At 60.6% G+C, this 14,590-nt stretch carries 16 protein-coding genes; 11 read left to right on the forward strand and 5 right to left on the reverse strand.

Annotated elements, in window-relative coordinates:
* Positions 1 to 106: 106 nt before the first annotated feature.
* Positions 107 to 2,776, reverse strand: a complete 2,670-nt coding sequence (gene acnA / locus JJ917_14675; protein MBO6700069.1) for an aconitate hydratase AcnA — start codon at positions 2,774 to 2,776, stop codon at positions 107 to 109.
* Positions 2,777 to 3,008: 232 nt separating this feature from the next.
* On the opposite strand from acnA, the gene ccmA reads away from it, so the two are divergent.
* The 7 genes from ccmA to JJ917_14710 all read left to right on the forward strand — a co-directional run bounded on the left by ccmA (position 3,009) and on the right by JJ917_14710 (position 7,517).
* Positions 3,009 to 3,677, forward strand: a complete 669-nt coding sequence (gene ccmA, locus JJ917_14680) for a heme ABC exporter ATP-binding protein CcmA (GenBank protein ID MBO6700070.1) — start codon at positions 3,009 to 3,011, stop codon at positions 3,675 to 3,677.
* The gene (gene ccmB, locus JJ917_14685; GenBank protein MBO6700071.1) at positions 3,674 to 4,342 is read left to right on the forward strand and encodes a heme exporter protein CcmB; all 669 of its coding nucleotides are present in this window, start codon (positions 3,674 to 3,676) and stop codon (positions 4,340 to 4,342) included. Before ccmA ends, ccmB begins: the two co-directional genes overlap by 4 nt.
* Before the next feature lie 67 nt (positions 4,343 to 4,409).
* On the forward strand, positions 4,410 to 5,186 hold the full coding sequence (locus JJ917_14690; protein ID MBO6700072.1) for a heme ABC transporter permease: 777 nt from the start codon (positions 4,410 to 4,412) through the stop codon (positions 5,184 to 5,186).
* Positions 5,186 to 5,356, forward strand: coding sequence for a hypothetical protein (locus tag JJ917_14695; protein MBO6700073.1), 171 nt, complete (start codon positions 5,186 to 5,188; stop codon positions 5,354 to 5,356). Before JJ917_14690 ends, JJ917_14695 begins: the two co-directional genes overlap by 1 nt.
* Complete coding sequence (locus JJ917_14700) at positions 5,353 to 5,991, forward strand: DsbE family thiol:disulfide interchange protein (protein MBO6700074.1); 639 nt, start codon at positions 5,353 to 5,355, stop codon at positions 5,989 to 5,991. The genes JJ917_14695 and JJ917_14700 overlap by 4 nt, the downstream gene beginning before the upstream one ends.
* Before the next feature lie 9 nt (positions 5,992 to 6,000).
* Positions 6,001 to 6,555, forward strand: coding sequence for a hypothetical protein (locus tag JJ917_14705; GenBank protein MBO6700075.1), 555 nt, complete (start codon positions 6,001 to 6,003; stop codon positions 6,553 to 6,555).
* Positions 6,552 to 7,517, forward strand: coding sequence for a M23 family metallopeptidase (locus JJ917_14710; protein MBO6700076.1), 966 nt, complete (start codon positions 6,552 to 6,554; stop codon positions 7,515 to 7,517). The genes JJ917_14705 and JJ917_14710 overlap by 4 nt, the downstream gene beginning before the upstream one ends.
* Here the strand turns inward: JJ917_14710 and JJ917_14715 are convergent.
* From JJ917_14715 to JJ917_14725, 3 genes are read right to left on the reverse strand one after another with little or no spacing between them, the layout of a single operon-like run.
* A complete protein-coding gene (locus tag JJ917_14715) occupies positions 7,514 to 7,900 on the reverse strand; it encodes a RidA family protein (GenBank protein ID MBO6700077.1) in 387 nt (128 codons plus the stop codon). The genes JJ917_14710 and JJ917_14715 overlap by 4 nt on opposite strands.
* Positions 7,897 to 8,733: a hypothetical protein gene (locus JJ917_14720; GenBank protein ID MBO6700078.1), complete on the reverse strand. Its 837-nt coding sequence runs from the start codon at positions 8,731 to 8,733 to the stop codon at positions 7,897 to 7,899. Before JJ917_14720 ends, JJ917_14715 begins: the two co-directional genes overlap by 4 nt.
* On the reverse strand, positions 8,733 to 9,374 hold the full coding sequence (locus JJ917_14725) for a DUF938 domain-containing protein (GenBank protein ID MBO6700079.1): 642 nt from the start codon (positions 9,372 to 9,374) through the stop codon (positions 8,733 to 8,735). Before JJ917_14725 ends, JJ917_14720 begins: the two co-directional genes overlap by 1 nt.
* A gap of 108 nt (positions 9,375 to 9,482) precedes the next feature.
* Here JJ917_14725 and JJ917_14730 point away from each other — a divergent pair, with 108 nt between their 5' ends.
* The gene (locus JJ917_14730; protein ID MBO6700080.1) at positions 9,483 to 10,538 is read left to right on the forward strand and encodes a MaoC family dehydratase; all 1,056 of its coding nucleotides are present in this window, start codon (positions 9,483 to 9,485) and stop codon (positions 10,536 to 10,538) included.
* Positions 10,539 to 10,553: 15 nt separating this feature from the next.
* On the opposite strand, the gene ispG is transcribed toward JJ917_14730, so the two are convergent.
* Entirely contained in the window at positions 10,554 to 11,795 is a 1,242-nt protein-coding gene (gene ispG, locus JJ917_14735) for a flavodoxin-dependent (E)-4-hydroxy-3-methylbut-2-enyl-diphosphate synthase (protein ID MBO6700081.1), read from the reverse strand.
* A 90-nt stretch (positions 11,796 to 11,885) separates the two neighbouring features.
* On the opposite strand from ispG, the gene JJ917_14740 reads away from it, so the two are divergent.
* The 3 genes from JJ917_14740 to JJ917_14750 all read left to right on the forward strand — a co-directional run bounded on the left by JJ917_14740 (position 11,886) and on the right by JJ917_14750 (position 14,578).
* The gene (locus JJ917_14740; protein MBO6700082.1) at positions 11,886 to 12,803 is read left to right on the forward strand and encodes a glutathione S-transferase C-terminal domain-containing protein; all 918 of its coding nucleotides are present in this window, start codon (positions 11,886 to 11,888) and stop codon (positions 12,801 to 12,803) included.
* Positions 12,804 to 12,865: 62 nt separating this feature from the next.
* Positions 12,866 to 13,546, forward strand: coding sequence for an endonuclease III (locus JJ917_14745; protein MBO6700083.1), 681 nt, complete (start codon positions 12,866 to 12,868; stop codon positions 13,544 to 13,546).
* Between the two features lie 234 nt (positions 13,547 to 13,780).
* The gene (locus tag JJ917_14750; protein ID MBO6700084.1) at positions 13,781 to 14,578 is read left to right on the forward strand and encodes a 3-hydroxybutyrate dehydrogenase; all 798 of its coding nucleotides are present in this window, start codon (positions 13,781 to 13,783) and stop codon (positions 14,576 to 14,578) included.
* Positions 14,579 to 14,590: the final 12 nt, after the last annotated feature.

Genomic DNA, 14,590 nt, shown 5'->3' on the forward strand with positions numbered 1-14,590 from the left:
GGCTGTTAATAAGTGATAAAACGGAACGGGTTGCGCCCTTGGACCAGACACGAAAACGCCGGAGCTTTCGCCCCGGCGCTTATCGTTTCAGCGTTGATCGCGGGTCTTAGGCGGCGAGGTTGCGCAGCACATAGTGCAGCACGCCGCCATGCTCGACATATTCGATCTCAACTTCGGTATCGATCCGGCAGAGCAGCTCGATCTCCTTGGTCGAGCCATCGGTGTACTCGATCGTGGCTTTGACGTTCTGACGCGGTTTCAACTCGCCGGAGAGACCATCGACGGAGATGATCTCTTCGCCGGTGATGTTCAGCGACTCGCGGCTATCATCGCCGGTGAACTGCAGCGGCACAACGCCCATGCCGACCAGATTGGAGCGGTGGATGCGCTCAAAGCTCTCGGCGATCACGGCTTTCACGCCAAGAAGCGCGGTGCCTTTGGCCGCCCAGTCACGCGAGGAGCCGGTGCCATACTCCTTGCCGGCGATGACGACGAGGGGTGTGCCCTCTTCCTTGTACTTCATCGCCGCATCGAAGATCGGCATCTGCTCGCCCGACGGGATGTGCTTGGTGTAGCCACCCTCAACGCCTGGCACCATCTGGTTCTTGATGCGGATGTTAGCGAACGTGCCGCGCATCATCACCTGGTGGTTGCCCCGACGGGCACCGTAGGAGTTGAACTCGCGCGCAGGAACCTGGCGTTCGGTCAAATAGGTGCCGGCTGGCGTTTCAGAGGTGAAGGATCCGGCCGGAGAAATGTGGTCGGTGGTGATGGAATCCGCCAGAACCGCCAAGATGCGGGCCTTCTCGACATTGTCGATCGAACCAGCTTCCTTACCCATGCCCTCGAAGTAAGGCGGGTTCTGCACATAGGTTGAGGCGGACGGCCAGGTGTAGGTGAGGCCACCGGAGGTTTCCACGCCCTGCCAGGCTTCATCGCCGGCAAACACGTCGGCATACTTTTCCTGGAAGCTTTCGCGCGTCACGGTCTGCTCAACCAGATGGGCGATTTCAGCCTGGGTCGGCCAGATGTCTTTCAGATAGACGTCATTGCCGTCCTTATCCTGGCCGAGCGGCTCGCGGGTGACATCCTTGAGCATCGTGCCAGCGATGGCATAGGCGACGACCAGCGGCGGTGAGGCCAGATAGTTGGCCTTCACATGCGGGTTCACGCGGCCTTCGAAGTTGCGATTGCCCGACAGCACGGAGGCCGCGACCAGATCGCCTTCATTGATCGCGTCGGAAATCGGCTCATCCAGCGGGCCGGAGTTTCCGATACAGGTCGTGCAGCCATAGCCGACCAGATTGAAGCCGAGGGCGTCCAAATCCTCTTGCAGACCGGCAGCTTCCAGATAGGCCGAGACGACCTTGGATCCCGGTGCCAAAGAGGTTTTCACCCAAGGCTGGCTGGCTAGGCCTTTCTCGCGCGCCTTGCGGGCGACGAGACCGGCGGCAACCATGACATAGGGGTTGGAGGTGTTGGTGCAGGAGGTGATCGCGGCGATCACCACATTGCCGTGGCTGATGCTGTAATCGGCATCCTTGACGGCAATCTCTGGCGTGTCGGATTTTTCAAACTCGCCTGCCAGCGACTTTTTGAAATCGGAGGTGGCGTTGGTCAGCAGCACGCGATCTTGCGGGCGCTTGGGACCGGCGAGCGAGGCAACGACGGTGCCCATATCGAGTTCCAGCGTCGCGGTGAACACCGGTTCGGCGCTGTCATCGCGCCAGAAACCACAGGTCTTGGCGTACTCTTCGACCAACGCGATGCGGTCTTCATCGCGGCCCGAGACGCGCATGTAGCGCAGCGTTTCATCATCGATCGGGAAGAAGCCGCAGGTCGCGCCATATTCCGGCGCCATGTTGGCGATGGTGGCGCGGTCAGCCAGCGGCAGATCAGCCAGGCCTGGGCCATAGAACTCTACGAACTTGCCGACGACGCCCTGCTTGCGCAACATCTGCGTGACGGTGAGCACGAGGTCGGTGGCGGTAACGCCTTCGCGCAGCTTGCCGTTCAGTTTGAAGCCGACAACTTCTGGGATCAGCATCGAGATCGGCTGACCGAGCATGGCAGCTTCAGCTTCGATGCCGCCAACACCCCAGCCAAGCACGGCAAGGCCATTGACCATGGTGGTGTGGGAGTCGGTGCCGACCAGCGTGTCGGGATAGGCGACCGTTTCGCCATTCTCGTCCTTGGTCCAGACGACCTGGGCGAGATATTCCAGGTTCACCTGGTGGCAAATGCCGGTGCCGGGAGGGACGACGCGGAAATTGTCGAACGCGTCCTGGCCCCATTTCAGGAACTCATAACGCTCGCCATTGCGCTCATACTCGCGCGTCACATTGGCCTGGAAGGCGCGTGGATTGCCGTATTCATCCACCATCACCGAGTGGTCGATGACCAGATCGACTGGTGACAGCGGGTTAATCTTTTCCGGGTCGCCACCAAGCGAAACCATCGCGTCGCGCATCGCGGCCAAATCGACGACGGCCGGCACGCCGGTGAAATCCTGCATCAACACGCGGGCGGGGCGGTAGGCAATTTCCTGGGTCGAGGTCTTGGCCTCAACCCAGGTGCTCATCGCTTCGATGTCGGCCTTGGTGACGGTCTTGTCGTCTTCATTGCGCAGAAGGTTTTCCAAGAGCACCCTTAGCGAATAGGGCAGCTTGGAAACACCTGTAAGCCCATTCTTTTCGGCTTCCAGCGGGTTGTAGACGGTGACCGTCTGACCGCCTGCGGTCAGGGTCTGGCGAGACTTGAAGCTATCGAGCGACATCGGCGTCCTATCGTGTCAAAAAACTGTGTCTGGCGGGTTTTCACCGGCGCTGCCATGGATAATCCGGCTTGTCGATCCGGTTTGTTGGTCTGCACCTGGTTCCTGCGTTCCCGATTTTGGCAGGTTGCGCTTGAGATAGCCGGTTTTATAAGGCTTTCAAAGGGCAACAAAGGTCGCGGCCATTCCGGCGCGATGGTCGGGAGATGCTGTGTGGGTTGACGCACGATTGGTGATGGACGCGCTGGCGCTTTCGCGCGGCGAGCGGGCGCTGGTGGCCGGGCTTTGCCTGTCACTGATTGGCGGCGACGCCGTGGCGTTGGTTGGGCCGAATGGCTCGGGTAAAACCTCGCTCCTGCGCGTGTTGGCAGGACTTGCCGAACCGACGGCGGGGGACCTCACCGTTTCGATGCAAGGTGGCGATGCTGATTTACCGCGCAATGCGTTGGTGCATTTGGGCGGCCATCAGGATGGGCTGAAGGGTGCGCTTACGGTCCGGCAGAATCTTGGGTTTTGGATCGACTATTTCGGCGGTGGCCATGGCGCAAGCATTCCGGACGCGCTCGACCAACTTGATGTTAAGCACGTGATCGACTTGCCGGCCGCTATTCTCTCACAGGGGCAAAAACGGAGGGTCGCCTTGGCTCGTCTGCTGGTCGCGCCGCGTCCGATCTGGTTGCTCGATGAACCAACGGCAGCGTTGGACACCGCATCGACGGCGCGGTTCTTGGCCTTGGTTGAAGCGCATCGCCAAGCCGGCGGGATCGTGATGGCGGCCACGCACACCAAGCTCGATCTGGCGGACCTCAAGACACTCGATCTTGGCGACTATCCAGCGCACCAGTCCGACGGCGCCCACATCGTTCAAGATGGCGAGAGCTATTGGCTGGACGGCGTTTCATGAGCGCGTTTCGAGCTCTAATCGCCCGCGACGTGCGGCTTTCGACCCGCGTTGGCGGCGGCGCGCTGACGGGCACGCTGTTCTTTCTGGCGGTGATCGTCACCATCCCGTTTGGCGTTGGGCCCGATCTCAATCTGCTATCGCGTATCGGTCCGGCGATCATGTGGATTGCGGCGCTGCTTGCCACGCTGATCGGGCTGGAGCGGCTTTTTCAATCGGACAAGGATGATGGTGCGCTCGATCTGTTGCGCCTCACCGATAGCCCTGTTTCCACCTTGGTCATCGCCAAGGTGATTGCGCACTGGCTGGGGTCGAGCTTGCCGCTCGTTTTGGTGACGCCGCTGCTCTCGCTGCTCTTGGCGCTGGAACCGCGCGCCATCCTCGCGCTGACGGCGACCCTTGCCGTTGGCACGCCCGCGCTGTCGTTCCTGGGCGCAGTCGGTGCGGCGCTTGCTGTGACCTTGCGTCGCGGCGCGCTTTTGATGGCGGTCATCATTCTACCCTTTTCCATTCCGGTACTTATCTTCGGTGTCGCTGCCACCCGTGCTGCCATCGTTGAGCCTGATCCGTTTTGGCCGCCTTTTGCGCTACTGACGGCAACCAGCCTCATCTATGCGGTGATCGGCACGTTGGGCGCGGCAGCCACATTGAAGATCGGGGACGGTTAGCCCCAACTGGATAGCCCGCCACTGGCATGCTAAGCGCCTTGGCAGATCACAGGATGAGACGGCTCTTATGGGCATTCTGGACTATGCCAATCCAACGCGGGTGATGCGCTTTTCGCGTGCTGTGAAGCCCTGGCTTCTCGGACTCGGTCTGATTACGCTGGCCGCCGGGCTCTATGGCGCGTTCGTCACGGCGCCGGCGGATTATCAGCAGGGCGAGACGATCCGCATCATGTATCTGCATGTGCCGATGGCCTGGCTTGCGATGATGGCCTATTCGATGATGGCGCTTTCAGCGATCGGCACGCTTGGGTTCAAACATCCCATGGCCGATGTGTCGGCCAAGGCCTTGGCGCCGATTGGCGCGACGTTCACTGCGATTTGCCTTATCACCGGATCCCTCTGGGGCAAGCCGATGTGGAACACTTGGTGGGTGTGGGATGCGCGGCTGACCAGCGTGCTTATCCTGTTCCTGGTTTATCTCGGCATCATCGCGCTTTGGCAGGCGATTGAAGAACCAATCAAGGCTGGCAAGGTAACCGCGATCATCACGCTGGTGGGCGCGATCAATCTGCCGATTATCAAATTCTCCGTCGATTGGTGGTACACGCTGCACCAGCCAGCCTCGGTGTTCCGCGTGGATGGGCCGACCATCTATCCGGCGATGCTCTATCCGCTGCTCATCTGCGCAGTTGGGTTCATGTTGATCTTCTTCTACCTGCACTTTGCCGCGATGGAGAATGAGCTGAAGCGTCGCCGTATCCGGGCCATGCAGATGCGTGCCGCGCGCCGCGTTGATCCCTCCAGCGCCGTGCCAGGTGGTCATACTGCTGGAGGTGCAGCCTGATGGTGATCGATCATCATTTTGGGTTCATCGCTTTTGCCTGGTTGTCCGGCATTATTGGTTTTGCGGGCTTGGCGATTTGGATTTGGCGTGACCGCAAGACACTGGACGCTCAGCTTGTTGAGCTGGAAGCCAAGGGCTTGGATGTCTCACGCGCCAAGGATGCCTCATGAGCGACCAAACCGTCGAGCAGACGCCGCCGCAGAAACCCCGACAAACGCCCTCAAAAACGCCCCCTGCGCCCAAGCGCAAGGTCAGTTGGCTGGCGCTGTCGCCGCTGCTGGTGTTTCTCGCGCTCGGTGGCGTGTTTGGGTATCAACTTCTGTTTGGTAATCCGGCCAATGAAATCCCTTCGGTGTTGATCGGCCAAGAGGCACCGGCCGTGATCTTGGCGCCGCTGGAAGACAGCGGTGTTCCCGGCTTCGGTCCGGCAGATTTCGAGGGGCAGGTGACGCTGCTTAACGTCTTTGCAAGCTGGTGCGCACCCTGTCGCCAGGAGCATCCGATGTTGATGCAATTGTCGCGCGATGATCGGTTTCAAATTATCGGTATCAACCAGAAGGATCAGCCGGCGGATGCGCGTCGTTTTCTCGCGACACTCGGCAATCCCTATGATCGCATTGGCGTCGATCCCAACGGTCGCGCGTCAATCGAATGGGGCGTTTACGGCGTGCCGGAGACGTTCATTGTCGGGCCCGATGGTGTGATCCTGCACAAGCATATCGGCGTTTTTGATGCACGCCACGTTGAAGAAGATTTTCTGCCCATCATCGAAGAGGCGCTTGCGGGCGCAGCGCCCGCGTCCTAAGCCGCTGGCATGAACGCCAAGCTGAACAAAAAACCATCGCAAGACAAGGTCACTGAACTTTACGTGTCGCCCATCAAAGGCGGCGTGCTTGCGGTGTTTTTGATCACATTGGGCTTGGCGCTGGCTGCGCTGCCGCACTATCTGATGTTCATCACGCCCAGTGCTCAGGCGACTCCGCTGACCGCGATTTTGGCGCTGGTGTTTCTGGCCTTGGGCGCGGTATTCATCTGGCCGGGCTATAAGTTCGCCAAGGCGATCTTTCTGCGGACACCGCTGGCGACGACCGACGGCGTGACCATATACCGGATGCGGCTTGGGCTCGGCACGACCGAGTTTAAGTGGGAACATGTTGGCGAGTTGGTGGTGCGCGGCGTCTGGCTGATCCTGCTGGACGGCCGCATTCCGCAGAGCCGGTTCACCCGTTTCATGTTCGGCGCTAAGGGGCTCTGGATCCCATCTCTGTTCGTCTATGGCGGTGGGCGTAAGGTGATGCAATTTATCATGGATCACAGGCCGGACTTGATCGATCCGATGCTCAAGCGCCTCAATCGGGGCAAAAAGTGACACGTTGGCTGGCCGCCGCACTGATGCTTTGGCCAGGCGTTGCAGTGGCCGAGGATCGGCTGGGCTGGCCGGTTCGGTGCACACTCGGCGAGACCTGTTTCATTCAGCAGTTTGTGGACCTTGATCCTGGACCGGACGCGCGCGATGCGGCCTGCGGCTTCGCCTCCTATGAAGGTCACACCGGCACCGATATTCGCACGCCCCAGATCGTTGATCTTGGCAACGCTGGGACCGTTGTGGCAGCTTTGGCGGGCACCGTGCGAGCGATCCGCAACGATAGCGCTGATCGGCTGACACTGTCGCCCGACGACCGCGCGGCGGTTGGCGATCAGCAATGCGGCAATGGTGTCGTGATCGACCATGCTGGCGGCCTGCAAACGCAATATTGCCATCTGGCACGCAGCAGCGTTTCGGTATTGCCCGGTGATGCCGTTGAGGCGGGGCAGGCAATTGGTGCCATCGGTCTTTCCGGCAATACGCAATTCCCGCATCTGGAGTTCATCGTCCGAAAAGATGGCGTGGTGGTGGATCCGTTTTCCGGGCACCAAGCCGGTGGCGGTTGCGAGGCCGCTGGCGCCTCTTTGTGGGCTGACCCAGAACTGTTGGACGCAGCGCAATCATCGACGCAATTGATTGGGGCCGGCCTTTCTTCTGCCCCGATCGACCATGCGACCTTGATGCAGGCCGATCCATTGCCGCTTTTTGCTGGCGCGGATGCCGTGGTCGCGTGGGGATGGGCGATCAATGTACGGACTGGCGACCGGTTCGCACTGATGTTCACCACGCCCGATGGCAGTCGGTTCGACCACGCCAGCGATCCCTTCGCGCGCAATCAGGCCAGTCGATCGGCTTTTGCCGGTGAGCGGCGAATGGTGGTGCCCGGCCTATACCGTGGACAAGTTCAGTTGATCCGCGATGGCGTTGCGATCGATACGCTTACCTTTGAGGTTCTGGTCGACTAGCCTCGCCGGCGTTTGGCAGTGACTTCGATTTCAACCAGCATCGCCTCTTCAAGCAAATCGCAGATGATGAGCGTTGCGGCGGGCCTAATGTCGCCGAGCACCTCGCCGGCGACGGCCATAAGCGCTGCGGCATCCTCGCGCTTGGTGATGTAATAATGCACCCGCACAATGTCGGCCATCGATGCGCCGGCTTCCTGGAGCGCGGTTTCAATGGTGGCGAAGGTGTTGCGCGCCTGCGCATCCACGCCCTCAGCCATGGTCATGGTCTCATAATCGTAGCCGGTGGTGCCGGAGACAAACACCCAATCGCCATCGACCAGGGCCCGGGAATAACCAGCCTGTTTTTCGAACGGCGAGCCGGATGATATCAGTTTGCGGGTCATCGAAATTCGCCTGCCGCCCAGCGTTCATAGAGTGCCTGCGCCGCAGGGCTCCACTCGTCAAGCGGTGGGCGAATGGCGGGTGCGCCTTCATTGAGGAGGGCCGAATAGACCACCTCCTGCGCGGGATCGACGGCGAGCATGCCGATGGCAAACGCGCACTGTCCCGGCAGGCAGCCAGTCTGCAGCAACAAATCGCCTTCGATCACCGGAATGGTGCGAATGCCCAGATGGCGGGCAAAGACGGCCAGCTCATCTTGCCACTCGACCCATAGTGCGTCGTGGACAGGTTGTGCCGCATAAAGATCGAGTGTCGAGAGATCATTGTAGCCGCCGACTTCGCCACCCAAGGCATCCCAGCCGCGACCTGCTTGCGGGGCGTAGACAATTGGTCCCAAACGCACGATTTGTTCGTCGATGGCGAAGGTGATGGCATCGCCCGGCTGCGCCAAATCGGGTTGGCTGACAAAGGTGACCATGCCCGGACGGGCGGTTGCCACATAAGGCAGGCATGGGTCGCCAATCGGGCCGCGCGCCCAGGGTGTGCCAAACTCGACGGTGACGACCCAGGCGGCGGGCGCACAGCCGGCTTCATCATTGTCGGCGTAGAGCACGACGGCGGCCGGTTCCCCGTCCATATTGGTCACGATCAGATCGCGGGTGATCACCGGGGCGCTGAGCAGCGTCGTCTCGCCGGCCACCAACGCCTGCGTGCCGGTTTGTCCGTCGCGGGTAATCGTCAGGTCGATGCCGTCGGGTAGCGCGATGACGTCCAGCGTTTGCGCGAGCGCCGGTGAAGCGCTGAGCGCGAGAAGCAAGGCGGCGGTCCGGATCATTATGGGGCTCTCCAAAGCGTCATGAGGTTGTTGGCGGGCATGGCGAGTGTATCGTGTTTGATCATGAGGTGGCCGGACAGTTCAGTTTCCACCCAACCAATGTCCTTATACCCAGCATCAGGATGTTCGGCGCGGATGGCCGCATCGAACCTTGCATCGCCCTCGCTGGCATAGTCCGCACCGCGTTTGAACGGCCCATAGATCGCAAGAACCCCGCCAGGCACCAGAGCGCCTGCTACATGGGTGAGAAGCTGTTTGGCCGCCCCCTCCGAGATCAAATGGATGAGGTTTGAGAGGAAAAGCACATTCATCGGTGCGCCCGGCCAGGCCTCCTCAACCGCGTTGTAGGCGAGCGGGGCCTGGATGTTTGTAGCGCCGCTATGCGCCGTCCAGGCGGCAATGCTGGTTAGCCGCTCAGGATCGATGTCGGTGGGCTGCCAAACCAGGCGAGGGGTGGCTTTGGCCAGGCGTATGACATGCTCGCCCGTGCCAGACGCAACCTCCAACGCAATGCCGGACGTTGGCAGGTGCGGCACCAAGGCCGCGAGAATGGCATCGGCGTTGCGTGCGGCTGCGGGCGCAAATAGGCGGCCATCACCATCGTCGCCGGATGTCGCGAAGGAGATCTTCTCAGTTGCCATCCTCTACACGTCCCCGGTCCACGCCACTCTAAAGTCGCCCTTGCCGCAGTGCAGCATGGCGGTTCACATCAGCCCAACTGATGGCACAGCTTGGGAGTTGGCAGAAGCATGTCGAAGACGAATGCGGGCAATTTCTTTGAGGATTTCACCGTCGGGCGTGTGCTCAACCACGCCACGCCGCTGACGCTGACCACCGGGGACGCGAGCCTCTATCGCGCGCTCTACGGCACGCGCTATGCTGTGCAATCGGCTGACAGCTTTGCTCAGGCGATTGGCTACCCCCAGGCGCCGCTTGATGATCTGCTCGTTTTTCATGCCGTGTTTGGCAAAACGGTGCCCGACATTTCGCTCAATGCCGTGGCCAATCTCGGCTATGCCGAAGGTGTGTTCCACGCTGCGGTTTATCCCAGGGACACGGTGGCCTCAGTTAGCGAGGTCATCGGCGTCAAGGAGAACTCCAACGGCAAGACCGGCACAGTCTATGTGCGCACGACCGGCACCAACCAGCGTGGCGAAATGGTGCTTTCCTATGTGCGCTGGGTGATGGTGCGGAAGCGTGATGCAACCAGTGTCGCGCCCGAGCCGCAGGTGCCGGACCTGGCAAGCGCGGTCGATGCATCTGCTCTGGGTAAGGCCGTGCCGGCGTTGGATAGTGCCAAGTGGGATGCCGCGTTGTCAGGATCTGACTTTTTCTGGGACGACTACCTAGTTGGCGAAAAGATCGACCATGTCGACGGCATGACGGTGGAAGAAAGCGACCACATGCTCGCCACCCGGCTCTACCAGAACACCGCCAAGGTGCATTTCAATCAGCATACCGAAGGGCAAGGCCGCTTTGGGCGGCGGTTGATCTACGGCGGGCATGTGATCTCGCTCGCGCGGGCGCTGGCGTTCAATGGCTGCGGCAACGCGTTTCATTTGGCGGCGATCAATGGCGGGCGGCATGTTGCGCCGCTGTTTGCCGGTGATACGGTCTATGGCTGGAGCGAGGTATTGGATCGGTCTGAGATTGCTGGGCGTTCGGATATCGCCGCAACCCGCATGCGACTGGTGGCCACCAAGGATCGCTCTTGCGCTGATTTTCCGTACAAGAGCGATGATGGCTATGACGACGGCGTGATTTTGGACTTTGATGCGTGGTTTGCGCTGCCGCGGCGAGGATAACGTCAGTGGGTGGTGCTAATTTCTACCCGTCCCAAACCGCTTCTCAATATAGTCCTCAACTAAACCCTTAAAATCATCGGCAAGGTTGGGGCCACGCAGGGTCATGGCTTTTTTGCCATCAATGAACACAGGCGCGGCGGGTTGCTCGCCGGTGCCGGGTAGGGAGATGCCGATATCGGCGTGCTTGCTCTCGCCCGGGCCGTTCACGATGCAACCCATGACAGCAAAGGTGAGCTGCTCAACGCCCGGATAGCGCTCTTTCCAGCTTGGCATCTTGTCGCGGATCATGGTCTGCACGTCCTGCGCCAGCTCTTGGAACGTGGTGCTTGTTGTGCGCCCACAACCCGGGCAGGCGGCGACCACCGGCACGAACGAACGGATGCCCATGGTCTGCAAAAGCTCTTGGGCGACCTGCACCTCTTTGGTGCGATCCCCGCCAGGTTCGGGCGTCAGTGAGATGCGGATTGTGTCGCCAATGCCTTGTTGAAGCAGGATGCCAAGCGCCGCGGACGAGGCGACGATGCCTTTCGAGCCCATGCCCGCTTCGGTCAGCCCCAGATGCAGCGCGTAGTCGGAGCGGGCGGCAAGCGCCGTGTAGCAGGCCACCAAATCCTGCACTTGGCTGACCTTGGCCGACAGGATGATCTTGTCGCGGCCCATCCCTAGCTTTTCGGCGTATTCGGCCGAGAGCAGCGCGGATTGGACCATCGCTTCGTGCGTCACCTGGCGGGCGGTCAGCGGTGAGCCATTGTCAGCGTTTTCGTCCATCAGCTTGGTCAGGAGAACCTGATCAAGCGAGCCCCAATTGACCCCGATCCGCACGGCCTTGTCGCGCTTCATCGCCTCTTCGATGATCGCGCCGAACTGCACGTCTTTCTTCGCCTTAAAGCCGACATTGCCGGGATTGATACGGTATTTGGCTAGCGCGTCGGCGCAGGCAGGATGATCCTGCAAAAGCTGGTGGCCGATATAGTGAAAATCGCCGACCAATGGGACGTCGACGCCCCACTTATCGAGCTTCTCCTTTACATGCGGAACGGCGGCGGCGGCTTCATCGCGATCCACAGTGATGCGCACCAGTTCCGACCCGGCTTTTGCCAGGGCTGCCACCTGGATCGCGGTGGCGCGGATGTCGGCGGTGTCGGTGTTGGTCATCGATTGGACGACAACCGGCGCATCGCCGCCGACAACAACGCCGCCAACGCTGACGGGCACGCTCTTGCGGCGCGGCAGGATGGTGGAGAGATAACCGGTCAAACCGGGCTGTGGTGCGGGTCGATCAAGCATGGTTTAGGTATAGGGATGGTCTGATGGCATCGCAACCAAGAGACAAGGTGATCTGAGCGAATGGGCATGCTGATTGATGGCCGATGGCAAGAAGATGCTGATCGGACCATGCAGAACGGGGCATACAGGCGGGAGGCGAGCGCGCTGCCCTCGCGGTTGGGCCAAGAGGTCCTGGCGGCACTTGCGCAGACGCCGGAGCGTTTCGTGCTGGTGGCGTCGTCGAGCTGCCCGTGGTCGCATGGCGCGATGCTTGCCTGGCAACTGAAAGGGTTCGCCGATCGCATGCCGCTGCAGATGGCTGGCGGGCCGCGCGTGGAAGGTTATGCGATCCTGCCTCGCGGGCCGCTTTCTGTCGATTTTCGCCATATTCACCAGCTCTATGCGGCGACAGACAAGGTCTATACCGGGCGCGCAACGGTTCCCGTGCTTTGGGACGCGCATGAGCGGATCGTTCTTTCCAACTCCTCCGACGACATCATGCAAGCGTTCGATGCAGCGGGGACAGAACCAAGGCTTTTTCCCACTGAGCTGGCCGAGGAGATGGCCGCATTCCTGCCAAGGCTGTTTAATGGTCTTTCAAACGCCGTTTACCGGGCAGGGAAAGCTCAGCGGCAGGATGAGTATGAACACGCAACGGCGTCCGTCTATGCCACGTTGCACGCGCTTGAAGAGCGCTTGTCGAACCAGACCTATCTTTTTGGCGAGGCAATCACGGCAGCTGATTTGCGCCTGTTTGCCACGTTGGTGCGTTACGACACGGTGTATGCCACGCATTTCCGCTGCACCCGTTACCGGCTGACGGATTTTCCTGCTCTGTGGCGTTTCACGCGGCGCATTTTCCAGATACCGGGCATCGCGCAGACTGTCGATTTTGATGAGATCCGGCGGGGTTACTACCTCAATGATGGCTCGCACAATCCGTTTGGTCTCGTCGCCGACCAACCCGAGATCGATTGGCTGGACCGGTCGGGCCTGTGACGATGAGATTGTGATGTGTGATCGGGCTTGAAGCGAAATTACGCCGCGCCATCTTCGCCCCCATGCCCAAACGCTCGCACGCCGTCACCGCCACCCGTTTGCTCACCGAAGAGGAGGTGGAGGCCGTTTATCGCGCGCTTGAAGCAGCCATGCCCGGTCGTACGGCGACTGCCAAAGGCCCAAAAGGTCAGCCGGACGCGTTTCGCTCCTGCATCTCGTGCATGCTGTCGGCGCAAAGCCGCGATGCCAACACAGCCAAGGCGGCGCGGCAATTGTTTGCCTTGGCCCAAACACCGCAGGCGATGCTGGCGCTGGAGGATGAGGCCATCGCACAGGCCATCAAACCGGCCGGCCTCTACAATATGAAGGCGCGGAACATCCGCAAATTTTGCGCAGCCTTGTTGGAGGAGCATGATGGCATGGTGCCGTCCACCCGCGCGGGCCTTTTGAGTCTGCCGGGCATTGGGCGCAAATGCGCGGACATCGTGATGAGTTTTACTTTTGGCGAGGATGTCATCGCCGTTGATACCCATGTGCATCGTGTGGCCAACCGGATGGGTATGGCGCGTGGCAAGACCGAGGCGCAAACCGCGCAAAGCCTAGAAGAGCGCTCGCCGGATTGGGCCAAGCGCGATGGGCATTTTTGGCTGTTGCAGTTTGGCAAACAGGTTTGCATCGCCCGCGCACCCAAGTGTCATGCCTGCGTGGTGCGGGGCTGGTGCGCGTATCCGGCGAAGAGTTGAGGTTTGCCGACACACGTCATCTCTGTGCCTGTCACAGAGATCCATTCCAATGAATGTTCGGCAGACATTGGCGGGCCGGACTCCATTTGTTGGAATAGATCCCCGCCATGGAAGCGAGGCTCGCGGCTCGCGGACCGGCGAGGATGACGCGAATGACGGATCAATGCTGCATTGCAAAATGAAGCCAGGCGCGTATGGTCCGGCCAAACCTATCTCATGAATTTGGAGGCCATCATGGCTTTGACCCTCGATCTTTCCGGCCACGTCGCGGTCGTCACTGGTTCCACCTCCGGCATTGGCCTTGGTATCGCGAAAAGCCTGGCGCAGGCGGGCGCGAAGGTGGCTCTGAACAGCCATCTGGATCGCGAGGAAGACTATAAGATCGCCGCCGATCTTGCTGAAGAAACCGGCACCGAAGTGATCTATGTCCAAGCCGATATGTCGAACGGCGAAGCCTGCGTGAAGCTGGTCGAAACGGCCACTGAAAAGCTCGGCACGGTGGATATTCTGGTTAACAATGCCGGCATTCAATATGTCGCGCCGGTGGAAGACTTCCCGGTGTCGAAATGGGATGCCATCATGGCGATCAATTTGTCGTCGGCCTTCCACACCATCCGCGCCGCTGTGCCCGGCATGAAGGAAAAGAAGTGGGGCCGGATCATCAACATCGCGTCGGCGCACGGCCTGACCGCATCGCCCTATAAGAGCGCTTATGTCTCGGCCAAGCATGGCCTGGTGGGTCTCACCAAGACGATTGCACTGGAACTGGCCGAATGCGGCGGCACCTGCAATGCGATCTGCCCTGGTTATGTGCTCACGCCGTTGGTTGAGGGCCAAATTCCCGACCAGATGAAGGCGCACAACATGTCGCGCGAGGACGTGATCAAGAATGTCATGCTCGACCGTCAGCCGACCAAAGAGTTCGTGACGGTGGAGCAGATGGGCACGTTTGCGGTGTTCCTCGCCTCCGACATGGGCGCGCAGATCACCGGCGCGGCGCTGCCCGCCGATGGCGGCTGGACGGCAATGTAATGGCGAAGATGT

It is taken from the genome of Hyphomicrobiales bacterium (assembly GCA_017642935.1).
Classification (GTDB): domain Bacteria; phylum Pseudomonadota; class Alphaproteobacteria; order Rhizobiales; family MH13; genus MH13.